Origin of the sequence: Curtobacterium sp. MCBA15_008 (genome assembly GCF_001865065.1) — a bacterium.
GTDB lineage: Bacteria > Actinomycetota > Actinomycetes > Actinomycetales > Microbacteriaceae > Curtobacterium.
In genome coordinates, this window is the sequence record NZ_MJGN01000012.1 from 81,183 (window position 1) to 103,010 (window position 21,828).

Here is a 21,828-nt window from a genome sequence, read left to right on the forward strand (position 1 = left end):
CAGCCGTCACCAGGTCGCGCGCTCGAGCGCGTAGTCCTGCAGGCTCCGCACGCTGTGCGGCGAACCGATCGTCTCGATCGCCGCGACGGCGGCCCCGAGCTGCGCGATCGTCGTGAACAGCGGCTTGTCCGCCGCGACCGTGGCCGCACGGATCTCGTACCCGTCCGCCCGACCGGCGGCACCCGACGGCGTGTTGATGACGATGTCGACCTCGTTGCGGGCCAGCAGGTCGACGACGCTCTCGCCGCCCTCGCTGTACTTGCCGACCAGCGTGACCTCGATGCCGTTGCGCTGGAGCACCTCGGCGGTGCCCTCGGTCGCGGTGATCGTGAACCCGAGCTGCTGCAGGCGGTGCACCGGCAGCACGACCTGGCGCTTGTCGGTGTCGGCGACGCTCACGAAGACGGTCCCGCTCGTCGGCAGGCCGCCGTACGCGGCTTCCTGCGACTTCAGGAACGCGCGCGGGAAGTCGCGGTCGATGCCCATGACCTCTCCGGTGGAGCGCATCTCGGGGCTGAGCACGGAGTCGACGACCTGGCCCTCGCGGGTGCGGAAGCGACGGAAGGGCAGGACGGCTTCCTTGACGGCGATCGGCGACTGCATCGGGACGAAGGCGCCGTCGCGGGCGGGCAGGAGCCCTTCGTCGACGAGCGCGGCGATGGTCGTGCCGGTCATGATGCGGGACGCGGCCTTCGCCAGCGGGATGCCGAGTGCCTTCGAGACGAACGGTACGGTGCGGCTGGCGCGGGGGTTCGCCTCGAGGACGTAGAGCACGCCGGCGCCGATGGCGAACTGCACGTTGAGCAGCCCCTGCACGCCGATGCCGCGGGCGATCTTCTCGGTCGCGTCGACGACCCCCTGGATCTCGGCGCGGCCGAGGCCGACCGGGGGCAGGGTGCACGCGGAGTCACCCGAGTGGATGCCGGCTTCTTCGAGGTGCTCCATGATGCCGCCGATGTAGAGCCGCTCGCCGTCGAAGAGCGCGTCGACGTCGATCTCCACCGCGTCGTCGAGGAAGCGGTCGACCAGCAGCGGGAGCTCCGGGCCGATGATCGCCTGGTCGGCCATCCGGTCGAAGTAGTCCGCGAGGGTCTCGGAGTCGTAGACGATCTCCATACCGCGGCCGCCGAGCACGAACGAGGGGCGGACGAGGACCGGGTAGCCGATCTCCTCGGCGACGGCGGTCGCGCTGGCGAGGTCGTGCGCGGTGCCGTTCCGGGGGGCGAGCAGGCCGGCCTGGTCGAGGATGGCGGAGAACTGCCCGCGCTCCTCGGCCGAGTCGATCGCGGCGGGCGAGGTGCCGAGGATCGGGATGCCGGCGGCCTCGAGCGGCTTCGCGAGCCCGAGGGCGGTCTGGCCGCCGAGCTGCACGACGACGCCGACGAGCTCGCCGGACGCCGCCTCGGCCTCGATGACCTCGAGAACGTCCTCGGTCGTGAGGGGCTCGAAGTACAGGCGGTCCGACGTGTCGTAGTCGGTGGAGACGGTCTCCGGGTTGCAGTTGATCATGATCGTCTCGAACCCGGCGGCGCTCAGCGCGAAGGACGCGTGCACGCAGGAGTAGTCGAACTCGACGCCCTGCCCGATGCGGTTCGGGCCGGACCCGAGGATGACGACCTTCTTGCGGTCGCTCGGGGCGACCTCGGTCTCGGCGTCGTACGACGAGTAGTGGTACGGCGTCAGGGCCGGGAACTCGCCGGCGCAGGTGTCGACGGTCTTGAACACCGGACGGATGCCCTCGGCGTGCCGGGCGTCACGGGCCTCCTGCTCGGTGATGCCCCGGAGCGACGCGATCTGGATGTCGCTGAAGCCGTGCTCCTTCGCCCACCGCAGGGTGTCCGCGTCGAGCGTCTCCGCTGCCCGTACCTCGTCGGCGACCTCGTTGATGAGGACGATCTGGTCGATGAACCACGGGTCGATCTTCGTCGCCTCGAAGACCTCGGCCGCGGTGGCCCCGGCGACGAGCGCCTGCTGCACCGTCACGATGCGGCCGTCGGTCGGGACGGACGACTTCGACAGCAGGGCGTCCTTGTCGAGCTCGGCCGCCGGGGTGTCCCAGTGGAACGACGAGCCGCGCTTCTCGAGCGACCGGAGCGACTTCTGCAGCGCCGTGGCGTAGTTGCGGCCGATCGCCATCGCCTCGCCGACGCTCTTCATCGTCGTGGTCAGGGTGGCGTCCGCGGCGGGGAACTTCTCGAACGCGAACCGCGGGGTCTTCACGACCACGTAGTCGAGGGTCGGCTCGAAGCTCGCCGGCGTGACGCGGGTGATGTCGTTCTCGATCTCGTCGAGGCGGTACCCGATGGCGAGCTTCGCGGCGATCTTGGCGATCGGGAAGCCCGTCGCCTTCGAGGCGAGCGCCGACGAGCGGGACACCCGCGGGTTCATCTCGATGACGATGACGCGGCCGTTCGACGGGTCGACGGCGAACTGGATGTTGCAGCCACCGGTGTCGACGCCGACGCGACGGATGATGTCGATGCCGATGTTCCGCATGTTCTGGTACTCGCGGTCGGTCAGCGTCAGCGCGGGAGCGACGGTGATCGAGTCGCCCGTGTGGACGCCGACCGGGTCGACGTTCTCGATGGAGCAGATCACGACGGTGTTGTCGTAGTTGTCCCGCATCAGCTCGAGCTCGTACTCCTTCCACCCGAGGATCGACTCCTCGAGCAGGACTTCCGTCGTCGGGCTGGACTGCAGTCCGTCCCCGACGAAGCGGATGAGCTCTTCCTCGTTGTACGCGAAGCCGGAACCGAGACCGCCCATGGTGAAGGACGGGCGGACGACGAGCGGGTAGCCGAGGTCCTTCGCGAACTCGGTGGCCTCTTCCAGCGTGTGGGCGATGTGGCTCCGTGCGACGTCCGCACCGGACTCGAGGACGAGCTCCTTGAAGAGCTGGCGGTCCTCACCGCGCTGGATCGCGTCGACCTTTGCGCCGATGAGCTCCACGCCGTACTTGTCGAGGATGCCCTCGGCGTCGAGCTTGATCGCGGCGTTCAGGGCGGTCTGCCCGCCGAGCGTCGGCAGCACGGCGTCCGGCTGCTCGATCTTGATGATCTCCTCGAGCGACGGGCTCGTGATCGGCTCGATGTAGGTCGCGTCGGCGAAGTCCGGGTCGGTCATGATCGTCGCCGGGTTCGGGTTGACGAGGATCACACGGACGCCCTCGGCGCGGAGGACGCGGCACGCCTGGGTGCCGGAGTAGTCGAACTCGGCGGCCTGCCCGATGACGATCGGGCCGGACCCGATGACGAGGACGGAGTTGATGTCTGCGCGCTTCGGCATCAGTTGGCTTCCTTGGTGATGTCGGCGGCCGGGGTGGTCGCGGTGGCGGTCGCGGGGTCGAGCGGCTCACCGGCGCGACGCTCGCGCACCAGGTCGGCGAAGCGGTCGAAGAGGTACATGCTGTCGTGCGGTCCGGCGGCGGCCTCGGGGTGGTACTGCACGCTGAACGCGGGCACGTCGAGGGCGCGGAGCCCCTCGACCACGTTGTCGTTGAGCGAGTAGTGCGAGACCTCGACGCGACCGAAGCCCGCCGGGGACTCGAGGACCTCGCCGAGCGGGGCGTCGACCGCGAACCCGTGGTTCTGGCTCGTGATCTCGACCTTGCCCGTGACGGTGTCGAGCACCGGCTGGTTGATGCCGCGGTGCCCGAACGGCAGCTTGTAGGTGCCGAAGCCGAGCGCGCGGCCGAGCAGCTGGTTGCCGAAGCAGATGCCGAAGAACGGGCGGCCGGTGCGCAGGCTGTCCTGCAGCAGTGCCACCTGCGCGTCGGACGCGGCGGGGTCGCCGGGGCCGTTCGAGTAGAAGAGCGCGTCCGGTGCGAGCGCTTCCAGCTCCGCCGCGGTGATGTCCTGCGGCACGACGTGCACCTCGAACCCGCGCTGCGCGAGGTAGCGCGTGGTGGACGCCTTCACGCCGAGGTCGAGCACGGCGAGCCGGCCGATCTGCTCGCCGACGGCGGGGACGACGTAGGTCTCCGGGGTGGACACGACCGCCGAGAAGCTCGCGCCGGCCATCGTCGCCTGCGACACGACCGCGTCCAACTGCGACTCGGCGGACAGCGCCGCGTCCTCGCCGCTGAACACGCCGCCCTTCATGGCGCCGGCGTCGCGGATCCGGCGGGTGAGCGCGCGGGTGTCGACGCCGGAGATCCCGACGATGCCGTCGCGCACCAGGTGCTCGTCGAGCGACGCGTTCGCGCGGTGGTTCGACACCACGCGGCTGGGGTCGCGCACGACGTACCCGGCGACCCAGATGCGACGGGACTCGGGGTCCTCGTCGTTCACCCCGGTGTTACCGATGTGCGGCGCGGTCTGCACCACGATCTGCCCGGCGTAGGACGGGTCGGTCAGCGTCTCCTGGTACCCGGTCATGCCGGTCGCGAAGACCACCTCGCCGAGCGTGCGCCCGCGGGCGCCGTACGCCCAGCCGTCGTACCGGGTGCCGTCCTCGAGGACCAGTACGGCCCGTTCGCGTGTCATCAGTTCGTCCCTTCGCCCGCGGTGTGCGGGTGTTCGTGCTTCGTCGACAGTCCCTGCAGGGCGACGAGCGCTGCTGCGTCCCCCTCCGGGAACCGGAAGTAGGTGTCGAGGTCCGTCGCACCTGCGGCGCCGGTCGCCGTCCATCGCAGACGGACCAGTCCCCCGGGCTCGACCACGCGGTCGATCGCCCACGTGGCGCGGTCGGCGCCGCGGAGGGCGTCGGCTGCGATCCACCGGTCGGGGGTGCCGGCGTGGTGCAGGACCACGCCGGTGTCGTGGACGGTCACGCCGCCGCGGCCCCGGAAACCGAGACCGCCCGCCGTGATCCGCTCGAGGGGCTGGTCGGCGCGGGTCGTCGCGACGGTGAACCCGTCCCACGACCCGGCCGCCGGACCGACCGTGGTCGGCACGGGGACGGGAGGCACGGCTTCCGCCTGCTTCCTGGCCCGCGTCCGCCAGGTGCGCACCATGGCGACGAAGAGCAGGGCGACGAGGGCGAGGATGATCCCGCCTTCGAGCCAGCGCAGGCCGTCACCGCTCATGCCGTCGCCGCCGTCCGGACCGCGCGAGCGTGCGCGGCGACCGTCTCAGCGTCGACGACCTGACCGTCGAGCACCGTGGCGGAGCCGTGGTGGAACGTCGCCACGACGCGGCCGGGGAGCCGCATGCCGAGGTACGGGGAGTTCTGCGACTGCCCCGCCAGGTCGGTGACCGCGAACTCGCGGACGGCCGACGGGTCGTAGAGCGTGATCTCGGCCGGCGCGCCCTCGGCGATCCGCTGGCCGTGTCCCTCGACCTGCCCGATCCGGGCCGGCGCCTCGGACAGCACCCGGGCGATGTCCGCCCAGTCGAGTCGGCCGTCCTCGACCACGGCGGCCTGCACGACGCTGAGCGCCGACTCGAGACCGACCATGCCGTTCGCCGCGGCCGGCCACTCGCAGCACTTCGCCTCGGCGGTGTGCGGGGCGTGGTCGGTGGCGACGATGTCGATCGTGCCGTCGGCCAGGGCACCCCGGAGCGCGTCGACGTCCTCGCGGGAACGCAGCGGCGGGTTCACCTTGTACCGCGCGTCGTAGCCCGCGGCGCCGTCGTGCCCGGCGATGAGGTCCTCGGTGAGGATCAGGTGGTGCGGGGTGACCTCGGCCGTGACGTCGATGCCGCGGGACTTGGCCCAGCGGATCACCTCGACGCTGCCTGCCGTGGAGACGTGGCAGACGTGCAGCCGTGCACCGACGTGGTCGGCGAGCAGGACGTCGCGGGCGATGATCGCCTCTTCCGCGACGGCCGGCCAGCCGGCGAGGCCGAGCTCGGACGACAGCCGGCCCTCGTTCATCTGGGCGCCGATCGTCAGGCGCGGCTCCTGCGCGTGCTGCGCGAGCACCCCGCCGAAGCCCTTGATGTACTCGAGCGCCCGGCGCATCAGGAGTGGGTCCGCCACGCACGACCCGTCGTCCGAGAAGACCCGGACCTTCGCGCGGGAGGTCGCCATCGCCCCGATCTCGGACAGGTGCGTGCCCTGCAGCCCCTGCGACACCGCACCGATCGGCCGGACCGTCACGTAGCCGGCGTCGTCCCCGAGCGCCTGCACCTGCTCGACCACGCCGGCGGTGTCCGCGACCGGACTCGAGTTCGCCATCGCGTTCACCGCGGTGAAGCCGCCGGCGGCCGCGGCACGCGAGCCGGTGAGCACCGTCTCGGACTCCTCGTGACCGGGCTCGCGCAGGTGGGTGTGGAGGTCCACGAGACCGGGCAGGGCGATGAGCCCGTCCGCGTCGACGACGGTGGCGCCGGCCGTGTCGAGACCGGACCCGACCGCGGAGACGCGTCGTCCCTCCAGGCGGATGTCGGCACGCGAGCCGTCGACCAGCTGCGCGCCGCGGATGAGGTGGGCGGTCATGCGACGGTCTCCTTCGGTGGTGCTGCGGTGGTGCTCGTCTCGCTGCCGGTCAGTGCCAGGTAGAGGACCGCCATCCGGACCGAGACGCCGTTCTCGACCTGCTCGACGACCGTCGAGCGGGGATCGTCGGCGGCGACGCCGGCGATCTCGAGCCCGCGGTTCATCGGGCCCGGGTGCATGATCAGGGTCCGTTCCGACAGTCGGGCGAACCGGCTCGCGGTGAGGCCCCAGTGGCGGGTGTACTCGCGCGGGTTCGGGAAGAACGCGTCGTTCATCCGCTCCTGCTGGATGCGCAGGGTCATCACGACGTCCGGGTCCTCGGCCAGCGCGGTGTCGAGGTCGTGGTGCACGGCGGCACCGAACGGCGTGGTCGTCGCGGGCAGCAGCGTGGGCGGTGCGGCGAACGTGACGCTCGCGCCGAGCGTGCGGAGGAGCCAGGCGTTGCTGCGGGCGACCCGGCTGTGCAGGACGTCGCCGACGATCAGCACGCGGACGCCGTCGAGCGCCTGCCCGCGGCTGGCGGAGCCGTGCAGCCGGCGGCGCATCGTGAACGCGTCGAGCAGCGCCTGGGTGGGGTGCTCGTGCGTGCCGTCGCCGGCGTTCACCACGGGCACGTCGATCCAGTCGGCGTCGGCGAGGACCCGCGGGGCTCCGGACGCGCCGTGGCGCAGCACGATTCCGTCGATGCCCATCGCTCCGAGGGTCTGGACGGTGTCCTTGAGGGACTCGCCCTTCGAGACGCTGGAGCCCTTGGCGGCGAAGTTGAGGACGTCGGCCGACAGGCGCTTCGCGGCGGCCTCGAACGAGATGCGGGTCCGGGTGGAGTCCTCGAAGAAGAGGTTCACGACGGTCTTGCCGCGGAGGGCCGGGAGCTTCCGGACCTCACGCGTGTTGACCTCGGCCATCTCCTCGGCGACGTCGAGGATGTGGATCGCCTCGGCGCGGGAGAGGTCGGCGGTGGAGAGCAGGTGCTTCATTCGCTTCCCCCGTCCCCGGACCGCTCCGGCACCTCGGGCTGTTCGATCAGCACGACGTCGGCACCGTCGGTCTCGGTCAGGCGCAGCGTGACCCGCTCGTCGGAGGCCGTGGGCAGGTTCTTGCCGACGTGGTCGGCGCGGATCGGGAGCTCGCGGTGGCCGCGGTCGACGAGGACGGCGAGCCGGACCGCACGCGGCCGACCGATGCCCTGCAGCGCGTCGAGCGCTGCCCGGACCGTGCGGCCGGAGTACAGCACGTCGTCGACGAGCACGACGACCTTGCCGTCGATGCCGCTCGCCGGGATCGTCGTGCGCTGCGGCGCCCGGCCGATGCCGTGGCCGAGGTCGTCGCGGTGCATCGTGACGTCGAGCGTGCCGACGCGGGAGCTGCCGGCGGTCCACTGGGGTTCGATGTCGGCCAGGATGCGGTCGAGCCGCTCGGCCAGGACGGCACCCCGTGTCGGGATGCCCAGGAGCACCAGGTCCGAGGCGCCGTGGTTGGCCTCGAGGATCTCGTGCGCGATGCGTGTCAGAGCACGCGTGATGTCGGAGTGCTGCAGGACCGTTCTGGTACCCACGCCGACCTCCTTCCCCGCCTCACCGGACGGACTTAAAGGATGCTGACGTGGTCAACCCTACCGGGACTCCTGGTCCCCTGCGACCGTCCGACCGGACGGTGCGTGGTCGGACTGCTCGGACTTCTCGCCCGGTCCGCGGCCGCCGGCGACCGCGCCGAGCACGCCGTTGACGAACCCGGCGGACTCCTCCGTCGACAGGGACTGGGCGAGCTCGACGGCCTCGGCGATCGCGACGGCGTCGGGGACCTCCGGGTTGAACCGGAGCTCCCAGACACCCATGCGGAGGATGCACCGGTCGAGCACGGGCATGCGCGCGATGGACCAGCCCTGCGCGTGCTCCACGATGACCTTGTCGATCTCGTGACGGTCGTCGTCCACGCCCGTGACGATCTGCCGCGCGTAGTCCCAGCTGGAGGCGCGCTCCGGCTGGTCCAGGTGGCGGACCGTCTCGGTGGCGAGGACGTCCGAGATCGGGAGCTCCCGCACCTCGGCGACGTACAGCATGTCGAGGGCGCGCTTGCGGGCCTTCGAACGAGCACTCATACGGTCAGCGCCTAGGAGTTGACGCGGCCGAGGAAGTTGCCGTCGCGCGTGTCGATCTTCACCAGCGTGTCGGTCTCGAGGTAGAGCGGCACCTGGATCTGGTAGCCGGTCGCCTTGATCGTGGCCGGCTTCGTGCCACCCGACGAGCGGTCGCCCTGCAGGCCCGGCTCGGTCTCGATCTCGGTGGTGATCGAGGTCGGGAGCTCGATGTAGAGCGGGGTGCCCTCGTTGATCGCGATGGTCACCATCGCGGACTCGAGGAGGAAGTTCTTCGCGTCGCCGACGACCGTCGCGGGGACCGGGATCTGGTCGTAGGTGTCGGTGTCCATGAACACGTACGAGTCGCCGTCCTCGTAGAGGTACTGGTAGTCGCGGCGGTCCACGGTCGCGGTCTCGATCTTCGCACCCGCGTTGAAGGTGCGGTCGACGACCTTGCCCGACACGACGTTCTTGAGCTTGGTGCGCACGAACGCGCCGCCCTTGCCCGGCTTGACGTGCTGGAACTCGACGACCGACCAGAGCTGCCCGTCGATGATGAGAACGGCGCCGTTCTTGATGTCAGTGGTACTGGCCATGAGTCTTCGGTGTCCCGTTCGGTCGTGTGTTGTGAAGGTCTGGGGCCGCTCGGGCCCCGGACGAGTGTAGCGGACGGGGCCGGGGTCACTCCCGCTTCCGGGCGACCGCGGCGTCGATCGCCGCCCAGGCGAGCAGCACCACCGCCGCGCCGCCGAGCAGCCCTCCGGCGACGCCGGTCGAGAGCACCGCGGTCGGACGCGCCGGCAGCGCCAGGTACACGATCGACAGCACGCCGGCGCCGGCGCCGAGCAGCACCAGCAGCACGCGGCGGATGACGCCGTTCAGGGTCCGGCGGTCACGCCGGTCGGAGAACAGCCGGATGTTCACGGACAGCTTGCCGGTCTCGATCGCCTCGCCGATCCGGTCCACCCGACGCGGCAGGCGGCGCGCGGCCGACACCGCGCCGAACAGCTCGCGGACGGCGACGTCGCGGATCCGCCCCGGTCGCAGCTGGTCGCGGATCTGCTCGCCGGCGAGCGAGCGGGACTCCTCGAGCAGGTCGAACGACGGCGTGAGGGTGCGGAGGGTCCCCTCGAAGATCGCGAGGGCACGGGCAGCGGCCACGAAGTCCGGCGGTGGCTTCAGGCGGTAGCGGCCGAACACCTCGACGGCGTCGTCCACGGTCTCCACCCCGATGCGGGCGCCGGGACCGAGCTCGTCGGCGACGAACCGGGCGATGGCGCGTCGGAAGTCCGGTTCGTCCTCGGCGTCGCGCACCGGCGCCATCCGGAGCACGGCGTCGGCGATGGCCTCGGTGTCGTCCTGGATGTACGCGGCCAGGAGCTGCTGCACCGTGTCCCGCAGGCCGGGGTCGAGCCGCCCGACGGAGCCGAAGTCGATGAGCGCGGGCCGGCCGTCGGGCAGCAGCAGGACGTTCCCGGGGTGCATGTCCGCGTGGTATACCCCGTCGAAGACGACCTGCCGCAGGAACACACGGAGGATCGCCCGCATCGGGGCGTCGAGGTCACGGTCGGACCGCTCGGCCCGGATCGCACTGAGCGTGTCCCCCTCGAGGAACTCCATCACGAGCACCCGCCGCCCGGAGAGCTCCGGGTACGGATCCGGGAAGCGCACCTCGTCCGGCCGTGCGCTCCGGGCCTGCGCCGCACGGAGCGCCGTGAGGTTCCGGAGCTCGGAGGTGAAGTCCACCTGGCGGACCAGGTCGTCGGCGTACTGCGCGGCGACGTCCTGCACGCCGACCTGCCGGGCCTCGGTCGAGAGCCGCGCCATGAAGCGGACCACCCGGAGCGCGATGTCCACGTCCCGCCGCACGGCCGTGTCGATGCCCGGCCGCTGGACCTTCACGGCGACGCTCGTGCCGTCGGTCAGCCGGGCGCGGTGCACCTGGGCGATGGACGCGGCGGCGACGGGCACGGGGTCGAACGCCGAGAAGACCTGCTCGACCGGCGCACCGAGTTCCCGTTCGAGGAGCGCCGCCACCTCGTCCGGATCGGCCGGCGTCACGCTCCGCTGCAGGTGCGCGAGTCCCTCGGTCCACTCCTCCGGCAGCAGGTCGTCGCGGGTCGAGAGCAGCTGGCCCATCTTCACGAAGCCGCCGCCGGCCTCCTCGAGCGCGCGGCGCAGGTGGTCGGCCTGCCGGGTGCGGAGCGCGGACTTCTCGGGGTCGTGCGAGAAGTCGAGGCGACGGAACGGCAGGAGCTCGTGACGGCGGGCGATCGCGAGGAGCTCGGCGAACCGTCGTCCGCGGGACCGGAGGGTTCCGGTCTCGACGTCGGGGGCGCTGCCGAGGTCGCTCAGGCGGGGCGGGGTGGGCACGGGTTCAGTCTGCTCCCCCGGCCTGCGTGGTCCGCTCCTCCACAGCCTGGAGGCACGGCTCGGTCTCCACAGGTCGGCCCGCGTCCGTCTCCACGTCGAGCCCAGTGCCGCAGGCTGCCGTCATGGAGACAGCACTCATCGGGGCGGTCATCGCCGCCGGCGCGGCGATCGCGGCCGCCGTCGTCAGCTGGTTCGGCGCCTTCCAGTCGCGCCGGGCCGCCGACCGCGACCACACGTGGCAGCGGCTGACCTGGGCGATCCGGCGCGCCGAGACGCAGTCGGAATACGACATCTCGAGAACTGTGCTCGAGCGGTTGATGCACGTAGCGTGGGCGCCCAAACCCGACAGGAACCTCGCACGACGCGCACTCCGCCGGCACCGGTTCGAGCACGTCCGCGACCGAGAACCAGAGGCCCACTGATGCGATTCTTCCGACCGTTGCCCGACGCGCCGCAGTTCAAGATCGACGGCACCGACGAAGACGACGCGATCCTCGATGCGTGGGTGGACGGCGCCACCCTCGCGGAGTGGTACGAAGTGGAACGGACCGGCATCACCACCGTCTCGATGCGGGTGAAGTGGTGGTGGCGGCGCACCCGACGGGTGCTGCGATGACGACCCGCTAGACGCCGACCTCCTGGTAGGCGGTGAAGAGCAGGTGGTCCTCGGGGCCCTCGAGCGTGACCGGCTTGCCGACCCCGTCGAGGATGATGAACCGCAGCATGCCGGCACGCGCCTTCTTGTCACGGCGCATGGTCGCCAGGAGCCCCTCCCACCGGCCGACCCCGTACGTCGTCGGGAGCTCGAGCGACTCGAGGATCGAGCGGTGCAGGTCCACCGTGGCGTCGTCCAGGTGCCCGGTCAGGCGCGCGAGCTCGGCGGCGAACACCATGCCGACCGACACCGCCGCACCGTGCCGCCACTGGTAGCGCTCCGCGTGCTCGATCGCGTGCCCGAGGGTGTGCCCGTAGTTCAGGACCTCGCGCCGGCCCTGCTCGGTGAAGTCGTCCGAGACGACCTCGGCCTTGAGCTGGATCGCGAGCTCGACGACCCGGCGGAACTCCGGCGTGGTGGGGTCGGTGACCCGGGCGACGTCGGCCTCGACGATGTCGAGGATCTCGGGCACGGCGATGAACCCGGCCTTCACGATCTCGGCGAAGCCGGTCAGGATCTCGTTCCGCGGCAGGGTGCGCACGAGGTCGAGGTCCGCCACGACGGCGCGGGGCGGGTAAAACGCGCCCACGAGGTTCTTGCCCTCGTTCGTGTTGATCCCGGTCTTGCCGCCGACGCTCGCGTCCACCATGCCGAGCACGCTCGTCGGGATCGCCACGTACGGCACGCCCCGCAGCCACGTCGCGGCGACGAAGCCGGCGAGGTCGGTCACGGCACCGCCACCCAGGCCGATGACGGCGTCGGTGCGGGTGAAGTCCGACTGGCCCATGATCTGCCAGCAGAACGCGGCGACCTCGACGCGCTTGGCGCCCTCGGCGTCGGGGACCTCGGCGATGAGCGCGTCGAGCCCCACGTCGACGAGCAGGTCGCGCAGACCGTTCGCCCGCGCACCGAGCGTCGGCGCGTGCACGATGAGGACCTTGGCGACGCGGGGTCCGAGCAGCGCCGGCACGGAACCGAGCAGGTCGTTGCCGACCGCCACCACGTAGCCGTCGTCACCGCCGACCCGGATCTCGGTGGTGCCCTCCGGCAGGATCGACTCGATGGACTCGCTCACGGGGTTCCTTCGTTCGTGGTGGCGTCGGCGCGCAGCCACGCGACGACGTCGTCGACGACGTGGGACATCGGCCGACGAGAGGTGTCGAAGACGGCGTGCGCGAGTTCGGCGTAGGTCGCCGCGCGCTCGTCGAGGATGGTCTGCCAGGCGTCGATGCCGCCGTTCGCGAGCAGCGGTCGGTCGCTGCCGGCGATCCGGTCGGCGACGGCCTCGGGCGAGACCGTGAGCAGGACGACCCGGGCACCGGCCAGGGCGTCCCGCGTGGCGGCGTGCGTGACCGCACCGCCGCCGACGGCGATCACCCCGCCGGTCGCCAGGGCCGCGCGGACGGCCGCGGCCTCGAGCGCACGGAACGCCGGCTCGCCCCGGTCGGCGAAGATCCCCGGGATCGGTCCGTGCTCGCGTGCGATCACCCGGTCGGTGTCCGTGAACGGCACGCCGAGCGCCTTGGCGACCCGCTTGCCGACGCTCGACTTGCCGGCCCCCATCGGCCCGATGACGACGACGGGAGCCGCGGACGCGGTGGTGCTCACCAGGCGGTGGAGTGCTCGGCGGCCTCGGTGCGACGGCTGCGGAGCGTCTCCGGGATCGACGCCAGGTAGGCGTCGAGGTTCCGCTTCGTCTCGACGACGTTGTCCCCGCCGAACTTCTCGAGCACGGCGTCGGCGAGCACCAGCGCGACCATGGCCTCGGCCACGACACCCGCGGCGGGCACGGCGCAGACGTCGGAGCGCTGGTGGTGCGCCGAGGCGTCCTCGCCGGTGGTGACGTCGATGGTGTGCAGGGCGTGCGGGACGGTGGCGATCGGCTTCATGCCGGCACGGACCCGCAGCACGGTGCCGGTCGACATGCCGCCCTCGGTGCCGCCGGCACGGTCGGTCGTCCGGACGATCTCGCCGTCCTCGCGGTAGAGCTCGTCGTGCGCCTCGGACCCGCGGCGTGCAGCGGTCGCGAAGCCGTCGCCGACCTCGACGCCCTTGATCGCCTGGATGCCCATGATCGCGGCCGCGAGTCGGGCGTCGAGTCGACGGTCCCACTGCACGTGCGAGCCGAGGCCAGGCGGGACGCCGTAGAACAGCACCTCGACGACACCGCCCAGGGTGTCGCCGTCCTTCTTCGCAGCCTCGACCTCGGTCACCATGCGGGCGGAGGTCTCGGCGTCGAAGCAGCGCAGCTGGTCCTCGTCGAGGCGGTCGACGTCGTCCGGCAGCGGCAGCGCGGTGCCGTCGGGCACGCGGACGGTGCCGACCTGCAGGGTGTGCGCCACGGAGCGGATGCCGAGCTCCGCCAGGAACGACTTCGCGACGGCGCCGAGCGCGACCCGGGCAGCGGTCTCGCGGGCCGACGCGCGCTCGAGGATCGGACGGGCCTCGTCGAAGCCGTACTTCTGCATGCCGACCAGGTCGGCGTGACCCGGACGAGGACGGGTCAGCGGGGCGCTGCGACCGCGGGAGAGCTCGGTCTGCTCGACGGGCTCGGGGTTCATGACCTCGACCCACTTCGGCCACTCGGTGTTGCCGATGCGGATCGCGATCGGGCTGCCGAGGGAGTACCCGTGCCGGACGCCGCCGGACACGTGCAGCTCGTCCTGCTCGAACTTCATGCGGGACCCACGGCCGTAGCCGAGCTTGCGACGCGCGAGGTCGGTACGGATGGACTCGAACGACACCGGGACGCCCGCGGGCAGCCCCTCGAGCATCGCGATCAGTTCGGGTCCGTGGGACTCACCAGCGGTCAACCAACGAAGCATGGTCCCCATCCTCCCACAGCGCACACCCGTGCGACGCGGCCCGCGACTACTGGTAGTCGGGGTGCGCGCGGAGCCAGGCCTGGAACTGCTTCACGGCCACGAGGTGCTGGGCGTAGGTGTCCGAGAACACCGTCTCCCCGGTCTCGAGGTTCACCGTCACGAAGTACTCCCAGTTGCCCGTGGCCATCTTCGTCACCGCGTTGATGGCGAGGTCGCCCGGGTTCGAGATCGGCGCCGGCGGCAACCCGTCGTGCACGTAGGTGTTGTACCGGTTGCCCGCGTCGGCACGCTCGGCGTCGGTGGTGGTCACCGTGTGCGTGTTCCCCGTGCCGTAGGCCACCGTGGCGTCGGACTGCAGCCGCATGCCCTTGTCGAGCCGGTTCTGGAACACCCGGGCGACCTTCGGGTAGTCGGCGGCGAGGCCGGCTTCCTTCTGCACGAGGGACGCGAAGACGATCACGTGCTCCTGGTCGGCCTCGGCGACACCCGCCGCGGCGAGGTGCTCTTTCATGGTGTCGACCATCGACTTGAAGTACTGCGTCGCCGTCCACCCCGGGTTGATCGGGTACGTGGCCGGGAACAGCCAGCCCTCGAGCGTGGTGACGTTCGCCGGCAGGCCGTAGGCGGCGAGGTCCTTCGCGGCCGCGGCGACGTCGGCTTCCGACAGGCCCGCCTTCGAGACCATGCCGGCCTCGACGTCCTGCAGCGCGGTGCCCTCGGGGATGACGATCGACGCCTGCACGCGGTTCTTCGTGTCCTGCAGTGCGGCGAGGGCCGTCTTCGAGCTCATCTTCTTCTTGAGCGCGTACGAACCCGGCTGGAACTGGACGTCCGGCGCCGCCAGCAGCAGCTTGTAGAACACCTTCGAGGACTTCACGACGCCACTGCGCTGCAGCGTCTTCGCGACGTCCTCGCCGATGTCGCCCTGCTTGATCGTGATCGTCACCTTGCTGGTGCCGCTGCCCGAGTAGTCGTCGGGTTCCTTGCTCCCGCTGACCGCGGCGATGACCTGCTGGATCTTCGGCGCCGCGAACGCGTACGCCGACACCCCGCCGGCGAGCACGACCGCCACGATGACGATGCCCGCGATGAGCGGGCCGCGACGTCGCTTCCGACGCGGACCACGCGGCTCGCGTGGCGCTCTGGAGGCTCCCCCGCGTCCACCGCGACCGCCGCGTCCGTCGTCTCCCGTGCCTCCAGGCCCGTCGTCGCCCTGGGCAGGACCGCCCGCGCCCGCCGATGCGGATGCGCGGTCGGCGTCGTCGAGGTGCACCTCGCCGGTCAGGAGCGCGTGGACCTCGGGGTGCAGTTCCGCCGCGCTCCGCGCGACGGGTGCGTCGGCCGGCGAGGACGGGCGGTCGGCCGTGCCGGCCGCCTCGGCTGCGCGGGCCGTCTCGGAGGCGCGGGCCGCTGCTGCGGCGCGCTCGCCCTCCGCAGACCGGCGCTCCGCGTCGGCCGCGCGAGCAGCCTCGGCAGCGCGGGCTTCACGCCGGGACAGGTGCCGCGTGGGCTCCGAACTCGCGCTGGTGGGGTCGACCGCGTCGCCGCGCTCATCGGGGGTGGCCGCACGGTCGGAAGGGTTCTTCCGCCGCTCGGCGTCGTTGCCGGGCGCGATGATCGCGTTCCAGTCCAGGTCGTCTGCCAACGGTCCTCGGTCTCTCGGTCGGGAACTCCGCCTGGGCATCGTCGTCTCGGTCGACGGCAGGGAGCCCGGTTCAGGGGAGCGTGGCCCCCGGTGGGGCACTGGACGCACGCTCGTGGTCGAGCGCTTGTTGCAGAATGATAACAGCGGCCGCTTGGTCGATCACGGCGCGGGACTTCTTCGTGTTCCGGCCGGCCTGGTGCAGCCCCCGCTGGGCGGTCACCGTCGACAGGCGTTCGTCCACCAGCCGCACGGGTCGGTGCTCGGCGAGCCGGGCTGCGAACTCCCGGGCATCGGCGGTGGACGGGGTGTCCCCGCCCGACATCGACAGTGGGAGCCCGACGACGATCTCGAGCACGTCGTACTCGTCCGCGAGCTCGGCGATCCGCCGCACGTCGGTCGCGTCGTCGCGCGCGACGGTCTCCACCGGCGTCGCGAGGAGTCCGTCGCGGTCGCACACCGCGACCCCGATCCGGGCGCGACCGACGTCGACGCCGAGTCGCCGCCCGGAACGGATCGCCACGGTCAGGCCGCGAGCCGGTCGGTCACCGCACGCAGCGCAGCCGGCAGCGCGGACGCGTCCGTGCCACCGCCCTGCGCGAGGTCCGGCTTCCCGCCACCGCCACCGCCGAGCACGCCGGCGGCCTCCTTCGCGAGCGGGCCCGCCTGGACCCCGGCCGCGCGTGCAGCGTCGTTGGTGGCCACGATGACGACGGGCTTGTCGTTGATGACGGCGCCGAGCACGACGACGGCGGCACCGTCACCGAGCTGGCTGCGGACGCCCGTGGCGAGGGCGCGGAGGTCGTCGCCGGACTGCAGGCCCTGGACCGACTCCGCCACCACGGTCGTGGCACCGACGGTCGTCGCCTGGCGTGCGAGCGACGGCACACGCTGCTGCAGGTTCGCGGACTCGAACTCGGCGATCCGCTTCTGCGCGCCACGCAGGTCCTCCATCAGGGACTGCACGCGCGTCGGCAGGTCCTCGCGCGGGGCCTTGAGCGCGCTCGAGAGCTGCGACACGATGGTCCGCTCGACGGCGAGGTCGCGGAAGCCCTCGAGTCCGACGAGGGCCTCGACGCGGCGGTTCGTCGAACCGACGCTCGACTCCCCCACCAGGTTGACGAGCCCGACCTGGGCGCTCGACGCGACGTGCGTACCACCGCAGAGCTCGCGGGACCACGGGCCGCCGATGTCGACCATGCGGACCTCGGAGCCGTACTTCTCACCGAAGAGCGCCTGCGCGCCGAGGGACTTGGCCTCGTCGAGCGGGAGGACCCGGGTCGAGACCTCGAGGTCGGAGCGGATCGCGTTGTTCACCACTTCCTCGATCTCGGAGCGCGTCGCGAGCGACACCGGGTGCGACCACGAGAAGTCGAGGCGCATGTAGCCGGACTTGTTGTACGAGCCGGCCTGCAGTGCCTCCGGCCCGAGGATGTCGCGGAGCGCGGCGTTCACGAGGTGCGTCGCGGAGTGGGCCTGGGTCGCGCCGCGGCGGTACTCGGAGTCGACCACCGTCGTCGCCGGCGCACCGACCCCGACCTCGCCCGACCGGACCTGCACGGTGTGGCTCCAGAGCCCGGCGACCGGGCGCTGCACGTCGAGCACCTCGAGGTCGAAACCGTTGCCCACGATGGAGCCCTGGTCGGCGTCCTGTCCACCGGACTCGGCGTACAGGGAGGTCTCACCGAGGATGACCTCGGCGATGTCACCCGCGACCGCACGGTCGACGCTGACGCCGCCGACGATGATGCCGAGGACTTTCGTCTCCGCCTCGAGCGCGTCGTAGCCGAGGAAGACCGTCTCGCCCTTCGCCCGGAAGGCGCTGTAGACGCTGAGGTCGGCGAGGGCGGTCTTCTTGCTCTTCGCGTCGGCCTTGGCCCGCGCCCGCTGCTCGGACATCAGGGTCTCGAAGGCGGAGCGGTCGACGTGGACGCCGGCTTCCTCCGCCATCTCCATCGTCAGGTCGATCGGGAACCCGAACGTGTCGTGGAGCAGGAACGCCGTGTCGCCGCCGATCGAGGGCGCACCGTCCTGCTTGGCACGCTCGACCGCGACGTCGAGGATCGTGGTGCCCTGCGCCAGCGTGCGGAGGAAGGTCTCCTCTTCCGCGTAGGCGATGCGCGAGATCCGGTCGTAGTCGGAGCCGACCTCGGGGTAGGCGTCCCGCATGGCGTCACGAGACGCGGGGAAGAGCTCCGGGAAGGTCGCCCCCTCGACGCCGAGCAGGCGCATCGCGCGGACCGTGCGACGGAGCAGACGGCGGAGGATGTAGCCGCGGCCCTCGTTCGACGGGCTGACCCCGTCGGCGATGAGCATGAGCGCGGACCGGACGTGGTCGGCGATGACGCGCATGCGGACGTCGTCCTCGTGCACCGCGCCGTAGCGACGACCGGAGATCTCCGCCGCGCGGTCGAGGACCGGACGGACCTGGTCGATCTCGTACATGTTGTCGACGCCCTGCTTGATGAACGCGACGCGCTCGAGGCCCATGCCGGTGTCGATGTTCTTGTTCGGCAGCTCGCCGGTGATCTCGAAGTCGTACTTCGACCGCACGTCGGCGATCTGGTACTGCATGAAGACGAGGTTCCAGATCTCGACGTAGCGGTCGTCGTCGGTGGCCGGGCCGCCGTCGATGCCGTACTCGGGGCCGCGGTCGAAGAAGATCTCCGAACAGGGGCCAGCCGGACCGGGCTGCCCGGTCGACCAGTAGTTGGTGTCCTTGCCGAGCCGCTGGATGCGCTCCTCGGGCAGGGACGAGTGCTGCTTCCAGAACGCGATGGCCTCGTCGTCCTCTTCGTAGACCGTCACCCAGAGGTCGTCGGGCGAGAAGCCGAGGCCGCCGTCGGACTCGGGCTGCGTCAGGAACTCCCAGGCGTACTGGATCGCCTGCTCCTTGAAGTAGTCGCCGAACGAGAAGTTGCCGTTCATCTGGAAGAACGTGCCGTGCCGCGGGGTCTTGCCGACCTCTTCGATGTCGTTCGTGCGGATGCACTTCTGCACGCTGGTGGCACGCGGGTACGGCGACGGGACGAGCCCGGTCAGGTACGGGATGAACGGCACCATGCCGGCCACCGTGAACAGGAGCGACGGGTCGTCCGACACGAGCGAGGCGGACGGGACGACGGTGTGGCCGCGGTCACCGAAGAACTGGAGCCAACGGCGGCGGATCTCTGCGGTCTGCATGGTGCTTCCTGATTCAGGTTCGGCGGGGAGTGCCAGGACGGCGGCGGGGTGCGCGACGTCAGGCGTCGGTGCGGAGTTCGGCCTCGCGGGAGCGGTAGCCGTCGGCGACGGCACCCGTGAAGGCCTTCGTGCGGGCGTCGACGTCGGCGAAGAAGCGTGCGCCGCCGGGGGTGTTCGCGACCCGGTGCGCGACGGCGAACCCGATGACGACGCCGACGACGACGAAGAACAGCTGCTTCACGGTGCCTCTCCCTCTGCACGCGCGAGCGGTGCGTGCCCAGACGATCTTACTGATGGAGCCGGCCGGGAACGCCGAACGGCGGGCCGTCCTGTGGAGAGGACGACCCGCCGTTCGGGTGTGATCAGGAGATCAGCGAGCTGCGTAGTACTCGACGACGAGCTGCACTTCACAGGTCACGGGGACCTCGGCGCGCTTCGGACGACGGGCCAGGCGGGCCTGGAGCTTGTCGATCTCGACCTCGAGGTAGCCCGGGACCTTCGGGAGGACTTCCTGGTGACCACCGGCAGCGGCGACCTGGAAGGGCTCGAGCGACTCGGAGCGCTGCTTCACGTGGATGAGCTGGCCCTCCTTGACGCGGAAGGAGGGGCGGTCGACGAGCTTGCCGTCGACGAGGATGTGGCGGTGCACGATCAGCTGACGGGCCTGCGCGGTCGTGCGGGCGAAGCCGGCACGGAGCACGAGGGCGTCGAGGCGCTGCTCGAGGAGCTCGACCAGGTTCTCACCGGTCAGGCCCTTCGTCTTGCGGGCCTCTTCGAAGACGATGCGGAGCTGCTTCTCGCGGATGCCGTACTGGGCGCGCAGACGCTGCTTCTCACGGAGACGGACGGCGTAGTCGCTGTCCGCGCGACGGCGGGTGCGGCCGTGCTCACCGGGGCCGTAGGGGCGCTTCTCGAGGTAACGGGCCGCCTTCGGCGTCAGCGGGATGCCGAGCGCGCGGGACAGGCGGGTCTTGCTGCGGGTGCGTGACTTGGTAGACACAGGGTCCTTTTCTCTGTACTGAACTGAACTGATCGTCGGTCACCGCACGCGCACGAGCGGTCGAACCCGACGAAGGGATCCAGAGGGATGAGCCTGTGGGATCGGACGGCTACAGTCCGAACCTCTGTCCCCGTGCCACTGCTGTGGCACTGTGTCCTCGACGCAGCCGCACGCGAGGACCAGGACGTAGGCCCGTCAACGATAGCAGCATCCGGACGCCGGGAGAACCCGCCTGCGCTACTCGCCGCGGGTGATCTTCCGGAGCCGTTCGAGGCGCGGGCCCACCTCGCGCTCGTAGCCGTTGGCGGTCGGCGTGTAGTACTCGGTGCCCTCGAGTGCGTCCGGCAGGTACTGCTGTTCGGCGACCCCGTGCTCGGCGTCGTGCGAGTACACGTACCCCTTGCCGTGGCCGAGCCGCTTCGCACCGGGGTAGTGGGCGTCGCGGAGGTGCATCGGAACGACCCCGAGTCGGCCGGCCTTCACGTCGGCGACCGCGGCGTTCACCCCGTTGTACGCGGCGTTCGACTTCGGCGCGGTCGCCAGGTAGACCACCGCCTCGGCCAGCGGGATCCGACCCTCGGGCATGCCGATGAGCTGCACCGCCTGCGCCGCGGCGACCGCGATCGGCAGCGCCTGCGGATCGGCCATGCCGATGTCCTCTGACGCGGAGATGATGATGCGGCGTGCGATGAACCGGGGGTCCTCGCCCGCCTCGATCATGCGTGCCAGGTAGTGGAGCGCCGCGTCGACGTCGCTCCCCCGCACGGACTTGATGAACGCACTGATGACGTCGTAGTGCTCGTCGCCCTGCCGGTCGTAGCGGAGCAGCGCACGGTCGACGGCCGCGGCGACGGTGTCGGCGTCGATCACCGGGACCGTCTCGACGCCGTCGAGCGCGTCGCCCTCGTCGTCGGGGTCCTGCGCGGCGACCGCGGAGGACGCAGCCGCCTCGAGCGCGGTGAGGGCGCGGCGGGCGTCGCCGGAGGACAGCCGGACGATGGCGCTGCGGGCTTCGTCCCCGAGGACGACCGACCCGCCGAGTCCACGAGGGTCCTCCACCGCGCGGTCGACGAGCATGCCGAGGTCCTCGTCGGTGAGGGGCTTCAGCGTGAGGAGCAGGGAGCGGGACAGCAGGGGGGAGATGACCGAGAACGAGGGGTTCTCGGTGGTGGCCGCGATGAGGATGACCCACCCGTTCTCGACCCCGGGCAGCAGCGCGTCCTGCTGCGCCTTGCTGAACCGGTGGATCTCGTCGAGGAACAGCACGGTCGTGGCGCCGTAGAGGTCGCGGTGCGTCAGTGCCTTCTCCATCACCTCGCGCACGTCCTTGACGCCGGCCGTGACCGCCGAGAGCTCGACGAACTCGCGCCCGGACTGGCGGGCGATCGCCTGCGCGAGCGTGGTCTTGCCGGTGCCGGGCGGACCCCAGAGGATCACGGAGACGCCACCGGGGTTCTCGCGCGTGCCGGTCGCGAGCTGCACGAGCGGACTGCCGCGGCCCAGTAGGTGCTGCTGCCCGGCGACCTCGTCGAGGCTGGTGGGGCGCATCCGGACCGCGAGCGGGACGGAACCCTGCGCGAGTCCGGCGTGACCGCCCGTCGTGGGCGCACGCATGCCCGAACGGTCCGCTGCCATGCACCCAATCGTAGGCGGCCCCACCGACAGGGGCGCGCCTCCAGGCAGGTGGAAGGG

At 71.3% G+C, this 21,828-nt stretch carries 20 protein-coding genes; 2 read left to right on the forward strand and 18 right to left on the reverse strand.

The genetic code is table 11. The annotated features are described in order from the left end of the window. Positions 1-6 precede the first annotated feature (6 nt). The 9 genes from carB to BIU96_RS06315 form a co-directional block, all read right to left on the reverse strand. Positions 7-3,285, reverse strand: coding sequence for a carbamoyl-phosphate synthase large subunit (gene carB, locus BIU96_RS06275; RefSeq protein ID WP_071291746.1), 3,279 nt, complete (start codon positions 3,283-3,285; stop codon positions 7-9). Next, the gene (gene carA / locus BIU96_RS06280) at positions 3,285-4,484 is read right to left on the reverse strand and encodes a glutamine-hydrolyzing carbamoyl-phosphate synthase small subunit (RefSeq protein ID WP_071291747.1); all 1,200 of its coding nucleotides are present in this window, start codon (positions 4,482-4,484) and stop codon (positions 3,285-3,287) included. Before carA ends, carB begins: the two co-directional genes overlap by 1 nt. Continuing rightward, positions 4,484-5,026: a hypothetical protein gene (locus tag BIU96_RS06285; protein ID WP_071291748.1), complete on the reverse strand. Its 543-nt coding sequence runs from the start codon at positions 5,024-5,026 to the stop codon at positions 4,484-4,486. Before BIU96_RS06285 ends, carA begins: the two co-directional genes overlap by 1 nt. Then, complete coding sequence (locus BIU96_RS06290) at positions 5,023-6,381, reverse strand: dihydroorotase (RefSeq protein WP_071291749.1); 1,359 nt, start codon at positions 6,379-6,381, stop codon at positions 5,023-5,025. The genes BIU96_RS06285 and BIU96_RS06290 overlap by 4 nt, the downstream gene beginning before the upstream one ends. Continuing rightward, positions 6,378-7,358: an aspartate carbamoyltransferase catalytic subunit gene (locus BIU96_RS06295; RefSeq protein ID WP_071291750.1), complete on the reverse strand. Its 981-nt coding sequence runs from the start codon at positions 7,356-7,358 to the stop codon at positions 6,378-6,380. The genes BIU96_RS06290 and BIU96_RS06295 overlap by 4 nt, the downstream gene beginning before the upstream one ends. Continuing rightward, positions 7,355-7,936 carry a bifunctional pyr operon transcriptional regulator/uracil phosphoribosyltransferase PyrR gene (pyrR, locus tag BIU96_RS06300; protein ID WP_071291751.1) on the reverse strand — a complete coding sequence of 194 codons (582 nt, stop codon included), beginning with the start codon at positions 7,934-7,936 and terminating at the stop codon, positions 7,355-7,357. The genes BIU96_RS06295 and pyrR overlap by 4 nt, the downstream gene beginning before the upstream one ends. A 57-nt stretch (positions 7,937-7,993) precedes the next feature. Next, positions 7,994-8,479 (reverse strand): transcription antitermination factor NusB, encoded by a 486-nt coding sequence (gene nusB, locus BIU96_RS06305; RefSeq protein ID WP_071291752.1) that lies wholly within the window; start codon positions 8,477-8,479, stop codon positions 7,994-7,996. Positions 8,480-8,490: 11 nt separating this feature from the next. Beyond that, the gene (efp, locus tag BIU96_RS06310) at positions 8,491-9,054 is read right to left on the reverse strand and encodes an elongation factor P (RefSeq protein WP_071291753.1); all 564 of its coding nucleotides are present in this window, start codon (positions 9,052-9,054) and stop codon (positions 8,491-8,493) included. An 85-nt stretch (positions 9,055-9,139) separates the two neighbouring features. Then, positions 9,140-10,831, reverse strand: a complete 1,692-nt coding sequence (locus BIU96_RS06315) for an AarF/ABC1/UbiB kinase family protein (RefSeq protein WP_071291754.1) — start codon at positions 10,829-10,831, stop codon at positions 9,140-9,142. Between the two features lie 122 nt (positions 10,832-10,953). Between BIU96_RS06315 and BIU96_RS06320 the strand changes: the two genes are divergently transcribed. Continuing rightward, positions 10,954-11,253, forward strand: a complete 300-nt coding sequence (locus tag BIU96_RS06320; RefSeq protein ID WP_071291755.1) for a hypothetical protein — start codon at positions 10,954-10,956, stop codon at positions 11,251-11,253. Continuing rightward, positions 11,253-11,447, forward strand: a complete 195-nt coding sequence (locus BIU96_RS06325; protein WP_071291756.1) for a hypothetical protein — start codon at positions 11,253-11,255, stop codon at positions 11,445-11,447. Before BIU96_RS06320 ends, BIU96_RS06325 begins: the two co-directional genes overlap by 1 nt. Before the next feature lie 7 nt (positions 11,448-11,454). Here BIU96_RS06325 and aroB read toward each other — a convergent pair whose 3' ends face one another. The 9 genes from aroB to BIU96_RS06370 all read right to left on the reverse strand — a co-directional run bounded on the left by aroB (position 11,455) and on the right by BIU96_RS06370 (position 21,750). Next, complete coding sequence (gene aroB, locus BIU96_RS06330; protein WP_071291857.1) at positions 11,455-12,537, reverse strand: 3-dehydroquinate synthase; 1,083 nt, start codon at positions 12,535-12,537, stop codon at positions 11,455-11,457. 20 nt (positions 12,538-12,557) lie between these two features. After that, a complete protein-coding gene (locus BIU96_RS06335; RefSeq protein ID WP_071291856.1) occupies positions 12,558-13,049 on the reverse strand; it encodes a shikimate kinase in 492 nt (163 codons plus the stop codon). A 41-nt stretch (positions 13,050-13,090) separates the two neighbouring features. After that, entirely contained in the window at positions 13,091-14,311 is a 1,221-nt protein-coding gene (gene aroC, locus BIU96_RS06340) for a chorismate synthase (RefSeq protein WP_071291757.1), read from the reverse strand. Between the two features lie 46 nt (positions 14,312-14,357). Further along, a complete protein-coding gene (gene mltG / locus BIU96_RS19350) occupies positions 14,358-15,956 on the reverse strand; it encodes an endolytic transglycosylase MltG (RefSeq protein ID WP_254786000.1) in 1,599 nt (532 codons plus the stop codon). 70 nt (positions 15,957-16,026) lie between these two features. Continuing rightward, complete coding sequence (ruvX, locus tag BIU96_RS06350; RefSeq protein ID WP_217642239.1) at positions 16,027-16,470, reverse strand: Holliday junction resolvase RuvX; 444 nt, start codon at positions 16,468-16,470, stop codon at positions 16,027-16,029. Positions 16,471-16,478: 8 nt separating this feature from the next. Further along, complete coding sequence (gene alaS / locus BIU96_RS06355; protein WP_071291759.1) at positions 16,479-19,136, reverse strand: alanine--tRNA ligase; 2,658 nt, start codon at positions 19,134-19,136, stop codon at positions 16,479-16,481. Between the two features lie 58 nt (positions 19,137-19,194). Further along, entirely contained in the window at positions 19,195-19,377 is a 183-nt protein-coding gene (locus tag BIU96_RS06360; protein ID WP_071291760.1) for a hypothetical protein, read from the reverse strand. 129 nt (positions 19,378-19,506) lie between these two features. Next, the gene (gene rpsD, locus BIU96_RS06365; RefSeq protein ID WP_022905490.1) at positions 19,507-20,136 is read right to left on the reverse strand and encodes a 30S ribosomal protein S4; all 630 of its coding nucleotides are present in this window, start codon (positions 20,134-20,136) and stop codon (positions 19,507-19,509) included. Positions 20,137-20,373: 237 nt separating this feature from the next. Further along, a complete protein-coding gene (locus BIU96_RS06370) occupies positions 20,374-21,750 on the reverse strand; it encodes a replication-associated recombination protein A (protein ID WP_083402713.1) in 1,377 nt (458 codons plus the stop codon). Between the last annotated feature and the right edge of the window lie 78 nt (positions 21,751-21,828).